This is a genomic window from Frateuria terrea (genome assembly GCF_900115705.1).
Taxonomy (GTDB): domain Bacteria; phylum Pseudomonadota; class Gammaproteobacteria; order Xanthomonadales; family Rhodanobacteraceae; genus Frateuria_A; species Frateuria_A terrea.
This window is the reverse complement of the sequence record NZ_FOXL01000003.1, coordinates 36,831-53,752: the sequence shown is the minus strand read 5'-3', so window position 1 is coordinate 53,752 and position 16,922 is coordinate 36,831. Positions and strand designations below refer to the sequence as shown.

Sequence of the window (16,922 nt, the reverse complement as noted above, 5' to 3'; positions counted from 1 at the left end):
AGGGAGCAAGAGCGGCGGCTTGGCCTCCCTTCGCCGCTCGGCTACCTTTATCCGCTTATGACCGCCCCTGCCGCCCCCTCCGAACCGCTGGTACGCATCCGTGGCCTGACCACGGTACTCAACGGCAAGACCATCTTCGACGCGATGGATCTGGACATCCCGCGCGGCAGGGTGACGGCCATCATGGGCCCCAGCGGCACCGGCAAGACCACGCTGCTCAAGCACATTACCGGGCAGATGCGCGGCGATGCGGGACAGGTACTGGTGGACGGACAGAACGTCCCCGAACTGTCGCGCGAAAGGTTGTTCGCGCTGCGCGAGAAGATCGGGTACCTGTTCCAGAACTCGGCGTTGCTGACCGACTTCGACGTCTTCGAGAACATCGCCTTCCCGCTTCGCCAGCACACGAGGCTGCCCGAAGTCCTGATCCGCAACATCGTGCTGACCAAGCTGCAGGCGGTGGGCCTGCGCGGCGCGGCCTCCCTGATGCCGGCTGAGCTCTCCGGCGGCATGGCCCGCCGCGTGGCGCTGGCGCGGGCGATCGTGTTCGATCCGATGCTGATCCTGTATGACGAGCCGTTCGTGGGGCTGGACCCGATTGCGCTCAGCCAGGTGCTCAAGCTGATCCGCACGCTCAATGAGACGCTGGGCATCACCAGCGTGCTGGTGGCGCACGAGCTGGATGCGATCAAGCAGGTGGCCGACCTGGTCTATCTCATTGCCAATGGCAAGGTGGTGGCGCAAGGCGACCCGAAGACCATTGCAAACGATGGTTCGCCCTGGACGCGGCAGTTCTTCGGCGGAGACATCGATGGACCGGTGCCGTTCCAGTACCCCGCCGGGGACTACGCGCAGGCGTTGGGCCTGGGAGGAGACCGGGCATGAGCGCCCAGCCGCACCGCAACGTGATCACCAACGCCCTGGCGCAGATCGGCGAAGCCGGGTTGTTCCTGCTGACCCTGCTGGCGGCGGTGCCGCGCAGCCTGCGCTACGTGCGCGAGACCGTGCGCCAGCTGTGGTTCGTCGGCGCGATGAGCCTGACCATCATCACCGTCTGCGGCCTGTTCGTGGGCATGGTGCTGGGCCTGCAGCTCTATTACGTGCTCTCGATCTTCGGCGGCACGGCGGCCAGCGGGACGGTGGTGGCGATCGCCATCTACCGTGAACTGGGGCCGGTGGTCACCGCATTGTTGTTCGCCGGCCGCGCCGGTACCTCGATCACGGCCGAGATCGGCCTCATGCGTGCCACCGACCAGCTGGCTGCAATGGAGATGATGGCGGTCGATCCGATTGCCTACGTCGCCGTGCCGCGCTACCTGGCCGGCCTCATCGCCATGCCGCTGCTGTGCGCGGTGTTCTGCGCGCTGGGCATCTTCGGCGGGCACCTGGTCGGCGTGACCTGGCTGGGCATCGACAACGGCACCTTCTGGTCGAACATGACCGCGACCGTCGACGTCCACAAGGACGTCATCAACGGGATCCTGATCAAGAGCCTGGTGTTCGGTGCGGTGGTCTCGCTGATCGCCGTCTACCAGGGCTACACCACGCCGCCGACCAGCGAAGGCGTGGCCTACGCCACTACCCGTACCGTGGTCGCCTCATCCATCGCGATCCTCGCGCTGGACTTCGTGCTGACCGCGTTCCTGATGTGATTTCGTTGAGGACCTAAGCCGTGAGCCAGAGAAATTCCTACGCCGTGGGCACCGGCCTGTTCATCGTGCTCGGTTTCGCCGCGCTCGCGTACCTGGCGACCCAAACCACTTCGGTCGCCAATACGCACCAGGGCGCGAGCTACACGGTCGAGGCGCACTTTGCCAACATCGGTCAGCTCAAGGAACGCGCGCCGGTGAAGATCGCCGGCGTGCGCGTGGGCCAGGTGAGTTCGATCATGCTCGATCCGAAGCAGGAGGCGGCGGACGTGAAATTGTCGATCGACCAGGCGTACAGCCACATCCCGGACGATTCGATCGCCACGATCTTCACCAGCGGCCTGCTCGGCGACCAGTACGTCGGCATCCAGTACGGCAGTTCGAAGAAGGACCTGGCCGACGGCGGCACGCTGGCGCGCACCAAGCCGGCGCAGCAGCTGGAGGAGATGCTCGGCAAGTTCTTCGGCGCCGGCGGCGTGGCCGACAACCTGGGCGGCAGCTACACGGTGAAGGCGCGCTTCAGCAACGTTGGCGCTCTATCGGTCGGCGCGCCGGTGAAGATGGCTGGCGTCGCGATCGGCAGCGTGGCGGCCGTGCATGCCGATCCGGTCAAGCTGGACGCCGAAGTGGAGCTGTCGATCGACAAGAAATATGACCAGATTCCCGACGATTCGGCCGCTGCGGTGTTCACCAGCGGTTTGATCGGCACCCAGTACGTTGCGATCCAGCCCGGCGGCTCGCCGGAGTTCCTGAAGAACGGCGACGAAATGGTGCTGACACAGTCGGCCATGCAACTGGAAGACCTGATCGGCAAGTTTCTGGTCAACGGCTCGCCCGCCGAGAAGAAAGACGCCCCCGCCGGCAAGCAATGAGCCGGTTTCCCACGAGGAGTTTTCCCATGTTGCGCACTCTGGCTTTCGCCATGGCCATCGCGTTCGGCACCGTGGCCGCCTCGCCCGTGCTCGCCCAGGACGCGGCCGCACAGGCGCCGGCTTCCCAGCAGAACCCGGAGCAGGTGGTGCAGGAGATCGCCCACCAGCTGGACACCACCATCGCCGGTCATCGCGATCAGTTGAAGAACGACAAGGAAAAGTTGATCTCTGTGATCGACGACGTGTTCCTGCCGCACTTCGACATCGACTACGCCTCGATCCTGGTACTCGGCCGCCACGCCAGGGAGGCCACGCCCGAGCAGCGCGAACGCTTCGCGAAGGCGTTCTACAACTCGATCACCCACCGTTACGCCGAGGGCCTGCTGAACTACACCAAGGGTGCAGTGCAGGTGCTGCCGTTCAGCGGCGACCTCAACGACAAGCGCACCGTCGTGCGCACGCAGGTCGTGCTCGACGACGGCAAGAAGCTTTCGGTCGACTACGCCTTCCGCAAGAGCAAGGACGGCGACTGGAAGGCCTACGACGTGATCATCGAGGGCATCTCCTACGTCACCAACTACCGCAACCAGGTCGATGCCGAGATCCGCAAGGTGGGCATCGAGAAGCTGATCGCTAACCTGGAAAACCAGGGCGAGAAGGCGCTCGAGGCCATGGACAAGCAAAGCAAGGCCCCATGAAGGCGGCCGCCTTCCAGCTTGATCGCCCGGCACCGGGCACGCTCGGTGTCAGTGGCGTGCTGAGCTTCGACACGGCCGCTGCGGCACTGGACGCCATCGGTACCGCAATGGCCGCCGAGCCGGTGGCGCGGCTGGACCTGGCTGGCGTCGTGCGAAGCGACAGCGCCGGGCTGGCCTGCGTGCTCGCGGCGCAGGCCGAGGCGAGACGGCTGGGCCGGGCCATCGGCGTGGAAAACATGCCCGCAGGCATGCGTGCGCTGGCGCAGGTATGCGAGGTGGATGCGCTGGTCGGTTGAGTGGTGAGCGCAGATACGAGAAAGGGGCCCCGAGGCCCCTTTTTTTTGTCGCCTTGCCAAGTCTCGCCTACTGCTTCTGGTTGCTCGAGCCGGGATGCTTTTTCTCCCACTGGTGCTGCTCGTCCAGTAGTTGCTCGGGGTCGAAATTGTCGTCGTTCAGGCCTTGCATCTGCTGGATCACGTCGGCCGGCGGGTTGCCGTCGTAGATCTGGTACAGGCGCTGCTGGCGGTAGGCGTCGCGCATGAACACGTACGGGTCGTAGGCCGATTTGAGGAAGCTCTCCGCATCGATGCCGCGCGAGCGCAGCGTCACCAGATACAGCATCTGCGGCAGGTACTGCTGGCCGTACTTGTAATCGTGGCTGCTCGCGTAGATCGACAGCGGGTCGAAGAAGTAGCTGTCCACCGGCATGCGCCACACGTCTCGCACCGTAGTCGGGCCGATCAGCGGCAGCACGAGGTAATCGCCATCGGGCACGCCCCAGCGCGCCAGCGTCACGCCGAAATCATTGTCTTCCAGCGGAATGCCCAGCTGGCTGGCCGGATCGAAAAAGCCGCCCAGGCCCAGCGTGAGGTTGACCAGGAAGCGCCCGGTGCTCTGCAGCGCCTGCTTGGGCCGTGCCTGCAACAGGTCGTTGGCGACCGTGATGGGCATGCGGATATTGGTGAAGAAGTCGCTGACCGAGCGGCGCACCGGCGGGTTGGTGACCTTGCGGTAGCCCACCGCCACCGGGCGGATCACCGCCTTGTCCACCGCGTCGTTGAACGCGTAGACGTTGCGGTTGAACTTCTCCAGCGGGTCGTCGGTACGCGGCTTGGCGATGGTGCAACCGGCCAGCAGGGCCAGGGCGGCCAGCGGCAGCAGGCGGCTTGGGGAAAGACGGGGCAGGGAGAGCATCGGTGGACAGGATCCGCTACGGGTACCGCAAAAGTGTACCGCCTGGTTTTATATTTTGCAGTCAGACGGATCGGTGCCGGCTGCCCGGCGATCGAACCGCGCATGATACGCGCATGCCGCATTGCCAGCCAAGCCGCCGCTCCGTTACACTTCACCCTCTCTAAGTTGCCTTTGTGCCTGAGGATTTCGCATGGCCCGCATTACCGTGGAAGATTGCCTCGAGGTGGTGGACAACCGCTTCGAGCTGGTGCTGATGGCGACCAAGCGCGCCCGCCAGCTGGAAAAGGGTGCCGAGCCGGCGGTCCATCCCGACCACGACAAGCCCACGGTGCTCGCCCTGCGCGAGATCGCCGATCGCCGCATCGACCAGGCCACGATCGACGAGATCGACCGCGCCGAGCGCGAGCGCGCCGAGCGCGAGGCGCTGGAATGGGCCGCGGCCGAGGTCGACGACGACCTTTCCAAGGGCGGCGACGACTGATGCCCGCCGGCGGCTGCCGATGGTGCAGTCGCCCTGCCGGCCTTGCCGGCGTTTTTCCGGCATGTCCGGTAACCCACTGTACGGAAGCACCATCTGAACGGGGATCGTGAACCATGACGGCGACCACGCCCTCCGTTCCCGTGGACCCGTCCGTGCTGCCCCCCTACGTGCTGGCGCTCAAGGAGCGCGCGGCCTATCTGCCGGAAGCCCAGGTGGCGCGCGTGCTGCGCGCCTACGAGGTGGGTGCGCACGCGCATCGCGGCCAGGAGCGCAAGAGCGGGGAGCCGTACATCACCCACCCGATCGCCGTCGCCGGCATCCTGGCCGAGCTGGGCCTGGACGCCGAGACCATCATCGCGGCGATCCTGCACGACACGCTGGAAGACACCGAGCTCAGCCGTGCCGATATCACCGCCGAGTTTGGCGAGGTGGTAGCGGACCTGGTCGACGGCGTCACCAAGCTGGACAAGATGCGCTTCTCCAACCGCCAGGAGGCCGATGCGGAAAGCTTCCGCAAGATGCTGCTGGCGATGGCGCGCGATATCCGCGTGATCCTGATCAAGCTGGCAGACCGTCTGCACAACATGCGCACGCTTGGCGCCAAGGATGCACCGGCGCGCCGGCGCATCGCGCGCGAGACGCTGGAGATCTATGCGCCGATCGCCCAACGCCTGGGCATGAACAAGTTCAAGGCGGAGTTGCAGGATCTGGGGTTCCGCTCGCTCCACCCTGACCGCTACCGCGTGATCAGCGAGCGCATCCGTGCGGCGCTGGGCAATCGCCGCGAGGTGATGAGCAAGATCGAACACGCGCTGGCCGCTCGGCTGGCCGCCGACCATCTGCCGGCGCGCGTGGTCGGGCGCATCAAGTCGCCGTGGAGCATCTATTCGAAGATGCGCAACGAGCACAAGAGCTTCGCCCAGCTGATGGACGTGTACGGCTTCCGCGTGGTGGTGGATTCCGCGATGAGCTGCTACATGGCGCTGGGGGCGGTGCATTCGCTGTACAAGCCGGTGGACCGGCGCTTCAAGGACTTCATCGCGATTCCCAAGGCCAACGGCTACCAGTCGCTGCACACCGTGCTGCTGGGCCCGTTCGGCGCCCCGATCGAGGTGCAGATCCGCACGGCCGAGATGGACTCGGTGGCCGAGCGCGGCGTGGCCGCCCACTGGGCCTACAAGACCGATTCCGGGCCGGCCAACAGCGCGCAGGCGCGCGCGAGAGAGTGGCTCTCCGCGCTGGCCGACAGCCAGGCGCACACGCCTTCGTCGGCCGAATTCATCGAGAACGTGAAGATCGACCTGTTCCCGGACGAGGTCTACCTGTTCACGCCACGTGGCGACATCCTGGCGCTGCCGCGCAATGCCACCGCGCTCGACTTCGCCTATGCCGTGCACACCGACGTGGGCGACCACGCGGTCGCCGCGCGGGTGGACAAGAAGCTGCTGCCGCTGCGCACGCGGCTGGAGTCGGGCCAACTGGTGGAGATCATCACCGCACCTTCGGCGGTGCCCAACCCGGCCTGGCTGGAATTCGTCGTCACCGGCAAGGCGCGCACCGCGATCCGGCAGTATCTGAAGCACCTGCAACACGAGGACGCCGTCGACTTCGGTCACCGCATGCTCGACCGCGCACTGGATGCGCTGGGCACCAACATCGACGCGATTCCCACCAAGGCGCTCGACCGCTTCCTCGAGGAAGCCAAGTTGCGGCGGCTGGAGGAGCTTCTCGCCGACATTGCTCTGGGCAACCGCATGCCCGACCAGGTCGCGCATCACCTGGTCGCGCTGCGTGGCGGCGGCCGCGCAACGACCGCACCGCACGTCAGCGAGAAGATCCGCATTACCGGTGCCGAACGCGGTGTGTTGAGCTTCGGCAACTGCTGCCATCCGCTGCCGGGCGACGAGATCGTCGGCTACCTCTCTTCCGGCAAGGGCATCGTCGTGCACCGCGTGGAGTGCCCGAACGTCGCCGAGTTCCGCAAGTCCCCGGAGCGCTGCGTGGCGATCGAGTGGGACCGCGACGTGCAGGGCGATTACCGCGCCGAACTGCGCATCGAGGTCATCAACCGCCCGGGCGTGCTCGCCACCGTCGCCGCGGCCATCGCCGCGGCCGACTCCAACATCGAGAACGTCGAGTACGTCGAACGCGACGCCGCAGCGGCCACGCTGCTGTTCGCGATGGAAGTGAAAAACCGCAAGCACCTGGCCGACGTGATCCGCCGCGTACGCCGTACCGGCGTGGTCAGCGGCGCCTACCGCTATCCGCTCTGAACGATGACGACGGCGCTGCTCGTCATCGACCTGCAGGTGGGCGTGCTCCAGGACTGCTTCGACGCCGGCGGCGTGGTGGCCCGGTCCTGCGCGCTGGTCGAGCGCGCGCGCGGCCGGCGCGCCGGTGGTGTGGGTGCAGCACGTCGACCACAGGATCTGCCCGTCGGCAGCGCCTCCTGGCGGCTCGCGGACGGCCTGGTGCCGGCACCGGTAGAGCCGCGGGTGTCCAAGACCTTCTACGACGCCTTTGCCGACACGCCACTGCACGCCCTGCTGGAGGCACGAGGCGTGCGCCGCCTGGTGATCGCCGGCGCACAGACCGACTATTGCATCCGCACCACGGCGCAGCGTGCGGCGGCCGAGGGCTACGCCGTGGTGCTGGCCAGCGACGCGCACACCACCACCGCGGCCGAGTTCGGCGGCGTCATGCTGAGCGGCGAGCAGATCGTCGCGCACACCAACGGCTATTTCGCCGGCCTGCGCTACCCGGGCGTGGACGTGGGCATCGCCAGGCACGACGCGATCCCCTTCTGACCGGGTACCGCTGACCGGACGCCGGCGCGGCCGGTTTACACTGAGGGGCCCTACTGCCACGAGGCCCACCATGTCCCGCAGCATCATCCATTCCGAGCAGGCGCCCGCCGCGATTGGCCCCTACTCGCAAGCCGTGCGCCACGGCAACACCGTGTACTTCTCCGGCCAGACCCCGCTGGATCCGGCCACCGGCACGCTGGTCGAAGGCGACATCAGCACGCAGACGCGGCGCGTGTTCGACAACCTCGCCGCAGTGGCCAAGGCAGCGGGCGGGTCGTTCTCGCAGTTCGTGCGCGTGGGCATCTACGTCACCGATCTGGCCAACTTCGCCGCGGTCAACGCAGTGATGGCCGATTACTTCCAGCAGCCATACCCGGCGCGCTCCACCATCGAGGTTTCGGCGCTGCCCAAGGGCGCGCAAGTGGAGATCGACGCGATCATGGTGCTCGACTGAAGCCCATGTGCCGCGCCGCGGCCTGACCGCCCGGCGCGGCCTGCACCCACATCGGCATGCTGCATCCCGGCGGGACGCTGGGCTAGGCTAGCCATCCATGCCCGCCCGTAGCGCCCACGCCTTCACGCCGATCGCCGCCGATCCCGGCCTGTCGCCGATCGGTACGCTGCCTGGTGTCGGCCCGGCACTGGCGGCCACGCTCGCCAAGCTCGGGCTGGAGCGCGTGCAAGACCTGTGGTTCCACCTGCCGCTGCGCTATGAGGACAAGACCCGCGTCACCGCCATTGCCGAACTGCGGGCCGGCGAGCGTGCGCAGGTGCTGGGCACGGTCGAGGCGGTCGAGCGCGGTTTCCGCTACCGGCCGCAGCTCAAGGTCGCCATCGGCGACGACTCGCGCCAAACGCTGCTGCTGCGCTTCTTCCATTTCCATCGCGCGCAGGCCGAGCAGCTCAGGCCCGGCCTGCGGGTGCTCTGCTATGGCGAGGTACGCCACGGAGCGCAGGGCCTGGAGATGGTGCATCCGCAGTATCAGCGCGTGGCCGAGGGCGAGGCGGTGGCGGTCGACGAGCGCCTGAGCCCGGTCTATCCGACCACCGAAGGCCTCGGCCAGAAGCGGCTGGCGGGGGTGATCGGCAAGGCGCTCGCAGTGCTGCCGCCCGATGCGGCGCTGGAACTGATCCCACCATCGCTGTGCGCGGCGCACGGGCTCACCTCATTGCGCGAGGCCCTTTTGTACGTACATCGCCCGCCACCGGATGCGCCGCTGGCGGAACTCGTCAACGGCCGGCATCCGGCACAGCAGCGCCTCGCCTTCGAGGAGTTGCTGACCCAGCACCTGAGCCTCAAGCGCATGCGAGCGGCGGTGCGGCGGCGGCGCGCGGCGGTACTCGATGGCGCCGGCGAGCTGCGTCGGCGTTTCGTCCAAGGCCTGCCGTTCGAATTGACCGGCGCACAGCAGCGGGTGACGCGCGATGTGTTCGCCGATCTTGCGCAGGCCAAGCCGATGCTGCGCCTGGTCCAGGGCGACGTCGGCAGCGGCAAGACCGCAGTGGCGGCCCTGGCCGCCCTGGCCGCCGTCGAGGCAGGCTGGCAGGTGGCATTGATGGCGCCCACCGAGCTGCTGGCCGAGCAGCACCTGCGCAGTTTCCGGCATTGGCTGGAACCGCTCGGCGTAGCGGTCGAATGGCTGGCTGGCAAGCAACAGGGCAAGGCGCGCACGAGCGCGCTGGCCCGCGTGGCGGGCGGCACGCCAGTGGTGGTCGGCACGCACGCGCTGATGCAGGAGGGTGTGGTCTTCGGTCGCCTGGGGTTGGTCATCGTCGACGAGCAGCACCGCTTCGGCGTGCAGCAGCGCCTGGCGTTGCGCGACAAGGGACTGGAGGGCGGGCTGGTTCCGCACCAACTGGTGCTGACGGCTACGCCGATCCCCCGCACGCTGGCGATGAGTTCTTACGCCGACCTTGACGTCTCCTCCATCGATGAACTGCCACCTGGCCGTACGCCGGTGCAGACGGTGGCGGTCTCCAACGCGCGTCGTGCCGAAGTGATCGAGCGCATCCGCGCCGCCTGCACGGAAGGGCGGCAGGCCTACTGGGTATGCACGCTGATCGAGGAATCCGAGCAGTTGCGAGCGCAAGCGGCGGAGGTGGCGCACGCGGAACTCTCCGCCGCACTCGGCGGTTGCGGGGTCGGCCTGATCCACGGGCGCATGAAGCCGAAGGAGAAGCAGGCGGTCATGGACGCGTTCAAAGGCGGCGGCCTGGCCGTGCTGGTGGCCACCACGGTCATCGAGGTCGGCGTGGACGTACCCAATGCCAGCCTGATGGTGATCGAGAACAGCGAGCGGCTCGGCCTTGCCCAGCTGCACCAGTTGCGTGGCCGCGTCGGCCGCGGCGCGGTGGCGTCCAACTGCGTGCTGCTCTACCAGCCCCCGCTGGGCCAGCTCGCGCGCGAGCGGCTCAATGTGATGCGCGAGACCTGCGACGGCTTCCGCATCGCCGAGAAGGACCTGGAATTGCGTGGTCCGGGCGAGGTGCTCGGCACGCGCCAGACCGGCCAGCTCGCCTTTCGCATCGCCGATCTCGCGCGCGACGCGTATTTGCTGCCGGCGGTGCAGCAGGTCGGCCAAGCCATGCTTAAGGAGCAGCCGCGCGCGGCCGAACGGCTGATCGAACGCTGGATCGGCGCTGCGGCGCGCTATGTTCATGCCTGAGCGTGCGTGGCTGCACGCGCAACCGCCTTCGATCCAACGCGCCGAACGGATGTCGGCTGCCGTGCCCGATGCCCTAAGCTAGCCGTTTTGCCCCAGGCTCCGCATGACTCGACCACAGCTCCTGATCGATACCGACCCTGGCGTGGACGACGCGCTGGCCATCCTGATGGCGTATGCGCACGCCGACGTCGCCGGCCTTTCCATCGCGGCCGGCAACGTGGGCCTGGAACACACGGTGCGCAACGCGCGCGTGCTGGTCAAGCTGCTGGGCGCCGGCACGCCGGTATTCCCGGGATGTGCCACGCCCCTGGTGCGCCTGCCCGAGGAAGATGCGGCGTTCGTGCATGGCCGCGACGGCTTCGGTGACGTCGGCTTCGCCGATCCTGGCCACCCGGCTGCCGACGAAGCGGCGGCGCTGGCATTGCTGCGCCTGACCCGGGAGCGCCCCGGTGAATTGACGCTGGTCGCGCTGGCGCCGCTGACCAACGTGGCGCTGGCACTGCGGCTGGATCCGACCCTGCCGCGGAGGGTGAAGCGGCTGGTGGTGATGGGGGGCGCGGTAACCGGGCAGGGCAACACCGGCCGCGTACCCGCCGAGTTCAACGTCGGCTTCGACCCCGAGGCCGCGCATGTGGTGTTCGAGGCCTTCGGGGATTTCGATCTGGTCGACTGGGAACTGACCCTGCGTCATGCCTTCGACGAGGACGTGTTCGACGGCTGGATCGTGGCCGGGGACGGGCGCGCGCAGTTCTACGCCGACATCTGCAAGGTGGCGCGCAGGGCCAACCGCGAGCGCGGCCGGCGCGGCATCATCGCCGCCGACGCGCTGGCGATGGCCGTGGCGATCGACCCGGCGGTGGTGGTGCGCAGCGAGCGGCGCGCGGTGGCGGTGGAACTGGACGGTCGGCTGACCCGGGGCGCCACCGTGGTGGACTGGTCCGGCCGGCTGGGTCGCCCTGTCAACGCCAACGTGGTGCTGGAGCTGGACCAGGAGCGGTTCGCGGCCATGGTGCAACGGGCGCTCGGGGTGTACTGAGCTGCGCTGGCGTGTGGGCGGCGGGCTCTCCGCTTCCAAAGGCAAGTTGACCCCGCCGTCACCCGGTCGCTACAATGCCGCTCTTTTCACCCGCCGCTTTGAGTCCGTCATGAAGCCCGATATCCATCCCAACTACCGCCCGGTGGTGTTCCAGGACCTGTCGTCCGACTTCGCGTTTCTGACGCGCTCGACGATCTCCACCAAGGAAACCGTCAAGTGGGAAGACGGCAACGAGTACCCGCTGGTCAAGGTGGATATCTCCAGCCATTCGCACCCGTTCTACACCGGCAAGCAGAAGAACATCGACGCTGGCGGCCGCGTGGACAAGTTCCGCCGTCGCTACGGCCAGAAGTAAGCCGGTCGCACCCGGGCCTGCCGCCGCGGCAGTGGCGGGCCAGTGAATCGACGCAGGACACGGGGCGGGCCAGCGGCTCGCCCCGTGTCCTTTTGCATGCCCGTCGGTCCATCCGCGGGCGGATGTTGAGGCGGCCGATGTGCGATAATGCGTCGGTTGCATCGACCGCTTTCCCCAGCGCGATGCCATTCCCTTGCCGGGTGGTGCCTTTTCGCGGATGCCTCCGGTACGTCTTTTGCGAAGGAGGTTCCCGTGTCCGATCCGAAGGTCGTCAAGCTCGTCGATGAATCGAGCAACCGCAGCAGCACGCTGCCCCTGCTGAGCGGCACGCTGGGGCCTTCGTGCATCGACCTGGGCACGCTGTACAAGGACACCGGCCACTTCACCTACGACCCGGGTTTCGGTTCGACCGCCAGCACCAAGAGCGCGATCACCTACATCGACGGCGACAAGGGCGTGCTGCTGTACCGCGGCTACCCGATCGAGCAGTTGGCCGAGAAGTCGACCTTCCTCGAAGTGGCCTACCTGCTGCTCAACGGCGAGCTGCCGAAGAAGGGCGAGTTCGCGACCTTCGAGCACCAGATCACGCATCACACGATGATGCACGAGTCGCTGAAGAACTTCTTCCAGGGTTTCCATCACGACGCGCACCCGATGGCGATGCTCGCCGCTTCGGTCGCCTCGCTGTCGGCGTTCTACCACGACGACCTCAACGTCGACGATCCGAATGACCGCAAGCTTGCCGCGATCCGGCTGATCGCCAAGATGCCGACGATCGCCGCGGCCTGCTACCGCTACTCGATAGGCTGGCCGTTCCGTTATCCGCGGAACAACCTCGAGTATGTCGAGCGCTTCCTGCACATGATGTTCGAAGTACCAAGCGAGCCGCTGCAGCTGAACCCGGTGGCGGCCAAGGCGCTGGACCTGCTGTTCATCCTGCACGCCGACCACGAGCAGAACGCCTCCACGTCGACCGTGCGGCTGGTCGGTTCCACCGGCGCCAACCCGTATGCATCGATCGCCGCGGGCATCACCGCGCTGTGGGGCCCCGCGCACGGCGGCGCCAACGAGGCGGTGCTGGAGATGCTGCAGGAAATCGGTACGCCCGACCGCGTGGAGACTGCGGTCAACCGCGCCAAGGACAAGAACGACAACTTCCGCCTGATGGGTTTCGGCCACCGCGTCTACAAGAACTTCGACCCGCGCGCCAAGATCATCCGCGAGATGTGCCACAAGGTGCTCAACGAGCTGGGCGTGAACGATCCGCTGCTGGACGTGGCGATGAAGCTGGAAGAGGCCGCGCTGAAGGACGATTATTTCGTCGAGCGCAAGCTCTATCCGAACGTCGACTTCTACTCGGGCATCATCTACAAGGCGCTGGGCATTCCGACGGAGATGTTCACCGTGATGTTCGCCATCGCGCGTACTGCCGGCTGGATTTCGCACTGGATCGAGCAGCACGAGACGCCGGGATCGCGCATCGGCCGCCCGCGCCAGATCTATACCGGCGCGGACGTGCGCGATTACACCGCCGTCGACAAGCGCTGAACGCAGCGGCTGCGTCGATACGAAAGAGCCCCGGCCATGCCGGGGCTCTTTCGTTTGGAGTCCTCGCGGAGGCGCCGTTGGGCGCTACCGCGCGGCAGTTGCTGCAGGTGGATCCGGGCCGGTGCGCTTCCGCGAAGCAGATGCTTAGCGGCGGGCCGCGGCCAGCATGCGTTCGAACTCGTCGGCGGCGTCCGGTTCGGCCAGCAGCTCCTTGACCGCCCCCAGTGACGCGCGCCGCATCGGTTTCTCGTCGATGCGGTCCAGCGGCGCCTGGCGCAGGGCATCGCGCGGCATCACCGTGAGGTCGAACGGCAGGCCGTCTGCGGCGAACAGCAGCACCGGATAGTCGGCCTGTTCCTCCCGGCTGAGCCGCAGCCGGCGGGTCTGCACCTCGGCCGGAACACCGTGCTCGCGCAGAAACAGCGCCACTTCATCCGGGTCGTCGCTGAACACGTGCAGGCAGACGGCAGAGTGTGCGTCGGCCGTGCCTTCCAGCACCGGGCCAACCAACCGCGGATCGAAACGGCCGAGGAACCGCATGGCCTCCAGCGCACCTTCGCGGCGCACCTTGAGTTGCTGCGGCTGGCTGTCCGCATCGAACAGGCGCTGGCGTTCGCGCAGCGCCTGTTCGATTTCCTGGTTGCGCGGCAGCGCCTGCGCGTCCTGGATGCCCAGCCGTTCGGCGGCCTTTAGCTTGGCGTGGTGGAAGTCGCGGATGCCGTGCTCGCTCATCAGGCGGGCGGCCTCCTGGGCCACCCGCAAGCGGTTGCGTTGCTGGCGATCGTGCGCATGGATGCGATGGTGTTCGCCGCGTGCCATGTCACTCCTCCGGTAAGGCCGGACCGGCAGCAGAGCCGATCCGGCGTGAGTGGTCCGTCGCCGTCAGAAAATATCGTACGGATGCTGCTCGTCCTGGTTCTGCTGCTGCTGCGCGGCCTGGGCGCGCAGGCGATCGACGTCCTCCACCTTGAAGATCTCGCTCATCGAGTTCGGATCGTCCGGCGAGGTGGGCAGGCCGCTCTGGCGGTTGATCTGCACCGTGGCGATGCCCGGCGGCATCGGCAGCGCGTTGGGCGGCGCGCCCTTGAGTACCGTGCCCATGTATTCCATCCAGATCGGCAGCGCCGCCTGTGCGCCGAACTCGCCCACGCCGTTGGCCCGGCCGAGCGAGCTGAAGTCGTCGAAGCCCACCCACACCGAGGTGGCCAAATCCCCATTGAAGCCGACGAACCAGGCATCACGGTGGTCATTGGTCGAGCCGGTCTTGCCAGCCAGGTCTTCGCGTCCCAGCGCCTTGGCCGCGAAGCCAGTGCCGCGCAGGATCACGTCCTTCATCAGCGAAGTGATGAGGTAGTCGTTGCGCACGTCGATGACCTGCGGTGCGAGCAGCGGCGGGTGCGTAGCCTCGCCGTGCGCGTCGGCCGGCAGCACCGCATCGCCGACGCCGGCGACGGTGCTGGCCCCGGCCGGCACCGCGGCGATCGCGTTGGCTGGATGGCCGCCCACGTCCGCCGGCGGCGGGCCGGGCGGGCGGGTGTCGAGCAGGCGTTCCTGGCAGGTTCGGCACGCGCGGGTCGGGTTGGCGACGTAGACCGGCTTACCGTCGCGATCGTCGATCTCCTTGATGAAGTACGGCGTGACCAGGTAGCCGCCGTTGGCGAACACGGCGTAGCCGCGCGCCATGCCCATCGGCGAGACCGACGCGGTGCCGAGCGCCATCGACAGGTTGTTGGGCAGCGCATCGATCGGAAAGCCGAAGCGGGTGATGTAGTCGCGCGCGAAGCGCACGCCGATCGCGTCGAGCAGGCGCACCGAGACCAGGTTCTTCGACTGCACCAGCGCTTCGCGCAGGCGCATCGGACCGTCGAACTTGCCGTCGTCGTTCTCCGGCGTCCACAGGCCGTTCGGCCGCGACGGGTCAGGCAGGGCGAGCGGCGCGTCATTGACGATCGACGCCGGCGTGAAGCCGCGTTCGAAGGCCGCCGAGTACAGGTAGGGCTTGAAGCTGGAACCGGGCTGGCGCGCGGCCATCACGGCACGGTTGAACTTGCTGCGCAAGAAGCTGAAACCGCCGACCAGCGCCTGGATCGAGCCGTCCTCCGGGTTCACCGACACCAGCGCACCCTGCACCTTGGGCAGTTGCGCCAGCTCCCAGTCACCCTTGTCGTTGCGCGCCACGCGCACGATGTCGCCACGCTTGAGCACTGCATCGACGCTCTTGGGGGCGGCGCCGATGTGATTCTCGTTGCGGTAGGGGCGTGCCCAGGCCATCGCATCCAGGCCCAATTGCACGGTCTGGTGACTGGACAGGTAAAGCGTGGCCAGGCTCGGGCTGACCGCGGTGACGATCGCCGGCTGCATGCCGGAGATGTCCGTATAGCCGGAAAGCAGGCGATCCAGGCCCTCGTTGCCGGCGTCGGGCGGCAGCTCCTGATGTGCCTCGGGGCCACGCCAGCCGTGGCGGCGGTCATAGGCGACCAGGCCATCGCGCATCGAGTCGATGGCGGCCTGCTGGCGCGTGCTGGTCACCGTGGTACGCACCACGTAGCCCTCGGTCAGCGCATCGTTGCCCAGCCGGTCGAGCGCCTGCAGGCGAACCATCTCGGCAAGGTAGGGCGCATCCACCTCGATCGGCTGTTCGTGTGGGAATGCGTCGTTCGGTTCGCTGATTGCCTGCTCGTACTCGGCCTTGCTGATGTAGCGATGCTCCAGCATCTGTCCCAGTACCCAGTTACGACGCGCCAACATGCGCTTGGGGCTATTGATCGGGTTGACCAGCGAGGGCAGCTGGAAGGTCGAGGCGATGGTCGCGCATTGGGCGATGGTCAGCTGGTCCAGCGTCTTGCCGTAGTAGTACTCGGCCGCCGCGGCCACGCCGTAGGCGCGGTGGCCCAGGAACATCTTGTTGAGGTAGAGCTCCAGGATCTGGTCCTTGGTCAGCTCGTTCTCTATGCGCAGCGCGATGAAGATCTCGATGAGCTTGCGCGAGTAGAGCTTCTCGGGGCTCAGGAAGAAGTTGCGTGCCACCTGCTGCGTGATGGTCGAGCCGCCCGGGCCCTTGTCACCGCCGGAGATGATCACGTGCCAGCCGGCGCGTGCGATGCCGTGCCAGTCCACGCCCGGATGGTTGTAGAAGTCGGCGTCCTCGGCCGACAGCACGGCGTGCTTGAGCTTGTCGGGGACGTTGGCGATTTCGACCGGAATGCGGCGCGTCTCGCCGAAGGTGGCGATCAGCTTGCCGTCGGCGCTGAGCACTCGCAGCGGCACCTGCATGTGGTAGTCCTTCAGCACCGCCACCGAGGGCAGGCGAGGGGCGATCAGCCAGTAGGCGACTCCGACGGCGGCGATGGCCAGGACGAATCCGGTGAGGGCCAGGACCAGGGCCCAGCGCAGCAGACGCTTGAAAATTTGCATGGTTTGGAAGAGCGAGACTCAAGTCAAAACAACGTCGAGTATAGATGTTGCACTATCGATCGCCCGCCCGACCCGGGGCTGGATCGCGAAAACGGCCCGTCAGGGGCGGCGTCAACCAAATGTGCAGGTCATCACGTCATTTTGTTGAGAAAGTTGTCGTAGGCCGTTGCCATTGCGTTAAATTTTGGATCTAATGCCAACG

The 16,922-nt window shown here is 67.1% G+C and carries 16 protein-coding genes; 13 read left to right on the top strand and 3 right to left on the bottom strand.

Annotated features, from left to right (window positions below; translation table 11 throughout):
• The first annotated feature begins 57 nt into the window (after positions 1 to 57).
• Genes BMZ38_RS04080 through BMZ38_RS04060 form a run of 5 tightly spaced genes read left to right on the top strand, consistent with a single transcriptional unit; the run spans position 58 to position 3,515 of the window.
• Positions 58 to 885, top strand: a complete 828-nt coding sequence (locus BMZ38_RS04080; RefSeq protein ID WP_091334524.1) for an ABC transporter ATP-binding protein — start codon at positions 58 to 60, stop codon at positions 883 to 885.
• Positions 882 to 1,652, top strand: a complete 771-nt coding sequence (mlaE, locus tag BMZ38_RS04075) for a lipid asymmetry maintenance ABC transporter permease subunit MlaE (RefSeq protein ID WP_091334521.1) — start codon at positions 882 to 884, stop codon at positions 1,650 to 1,652. The genes BMZ38_RS04080 and mlaE overlap by 4 nt, the downstream gene beginning before the upstream one ends.
• 20 nt (positions 1,653 to 1,672) lie before the next feature.
• Positions 1,673 to 2,521, top strand: coding sequence for an outer membrane lipid asymmetry maintenance protein MlaD (mlaD, locus tag BMZ38_RS04070; RefSeq protein WP_091334518.1), 849 nt, complete (start codon positions 1,673 to 1,675; stop codon positions 2,519 to 2,521).
• A 26-nt stretch (positions 2,522 to 2,547) separates the two neighbouring features.
• Positions 2,548 to 3,219: an MlaC/ttg2D family ABC transporter substrate-binding protein gene (locus tag BMZ38_RS04065; RefSeq protein ID WP_091334516.1), complete on the top strand. Its 672-nt coding sequence runs from the start codon at positions 2,548 to 2,550 to the stop codon at positions 3,217 to 3,219.
• The gene (locus tag BMZ38_RS04060; protein WP_091334513.1) at positions 3,216 to 3,515 is read left to right on the top strand and encodes an STAS domain-containing protein; all 300 of its coding nucleotides are present in this window, start codon (positions 3,216 to 3,218) and stop codon (positions 3,513 to 3,515) included. Before BMZ38_RS04065 ends, BMZ38_RS04060 begins: the two co-directional genes overlap by 4 nt.
• Before the next feature lie 67 nt (positions 3,516 to 3,582).
• Here the strand turns inward: BMZ38_RS04060 and BMZ38_RS04055 are convergent, their stop codons facing one another.
• On the bottom strand, positions 3,583 to 4,413 hold the full coding sequence (locus tag BMZ38_RS04055) for an MlaA family lipoprotein (RefSeq protein ID WP_091334511.1): 831 nt from the start codon (positions 4,411 to 4,413) through the stop codon (positions 3,583 to 3,585).
• 190 nt (positions 4,414 to 4,603) lie between these two features.
• Here BMZ38_RS04055 and rpoZ point away from each other — a divergent pair, with 190 nt between their 5' ends.
• From rpoZ to BMZ38_RS04015, 8 genes are all read left to right on the top strand, one after another.
• A complete protein-coding gene (gene rpoZ, locus BMZ38_RS04050; RefSeq protein ID WP_091334509.1) occupies positions 4,604 to 4,894 on the top strand; it encodes a DNA-directed RNA polymerase subunit omega in 291 nt (96 codons plus the stop codon).
• Between the two features lie 113 nt (positions 4,895 to 5,007).
• Positions 5,008 to 7,167, top strand: a complete 2,160-nt coding sequence (locus BMZ38_RS04045) for a RelA/SpoT family protein (RefSeq protein ID WP_091334506.1) — start codon at positions 5,008 to 5,010, stop codon at positions 7,165 to 7,167.
• A gap of 3 nt (positions 7,168 to 7,170) precedes the next feature.
• Complete coding sequence (locus BMZ38_RS04040; RefSeq protein WP_091334504.1) at positions 7,171 to 7,701, top strand: isochorismatase family protein; 531 nt, start codon at positions 7,171 to 7,173, stop codon at positions 7,699 to 7,701.
• A gap of 70 nt (positions 7,702 to 7,771) precedes the next feature.
• Entirely contained in the window at positions 7,772 to 8,155 is a 384-nt protein-coding gene (locus tag BMZ38_RS04035; RefSeq protein WP_091334502.1) for a RidA family protein, read from the top strand.
• Between the two features lie 97 nt (positions 8,156 to 8,252).
• On the top strand, positions 8,253 to 10,367 hold the full coding sequence (gene recG, locus BMZ38_RS04030; protein WP_091334500.1) for an ATP-dependent DNA helicase RecG: 2,115 nt from the start codon (positions 8,253 to 8,255) through the stop codon (positions 10,365 to 10,367).
• A gap of 103 nt (positions 10,368 to 10,470) precedes the next feature.
• Positions 10,471 to 11,403, top strand: a complete 933-nt coding sequence (locus BMZ38_RS04025; RefSeq protein WP_091334498.1) for a nucleoside hydrolase — start codon at positions 10,471 to 10,473, stop codon at positions 11,401 to 11,403.
• A 109-nt stretch (positions 11,404 to 11,512) separates the two neighbouring features.
• Complete coding sequence (locus BMZ38_RS04020; RefSeq protein WP_091334496.1) at positions 11,513 to 11,758, top strand: type B 50S ribosomal protein L31; 246 nt, start codon at positions 11,513 to 11,515, stop codon at positions 11,756 to 11,758.
• Between the two features lie 252 nt (positions 11,759 to 12,010).
• Positions 12,011 to 13,306: a citrate synthase gene (locus BMZ38_RS04015; protein ID WP_091334494.1), complete on the top strand. Its 1,296-nt coding sequence runs from the start codon at positions 12,011 to 12,013 to the stop codon at positions 13,304 to 13,306.
• 144 nt (positions 13,307 to 13,450) lie between these two features.
• Here the strand turns inward: BMZ38_RS04015 and BMZ38_RS04010 are convergent, their stop codons facing one another.
• Entirely contained in the window at positions 13,451 to 14,125 is a 675-nt protein-coding gene (locus tag BMZ38_RS04010) for a hypothetical protein (RefSeq protein WP_091334492.1), read from the bottom strand.
• Between the two features lie 63 nt (positions 14,126 to 14,188).
• Positions 14,189 to 16,720, bottom strand: coding sequence for a penicillin-binding protein 1A (locus BMZ38_RS04005; RefSeq protein WP_091334489.1), 2,532 nt, complete (start codon positions 16,718 to 16,720; stop codon positions 14,189 to 14,191).
• Positions 16,721 to 16,922: the final 202 nt, after the last annotated feature.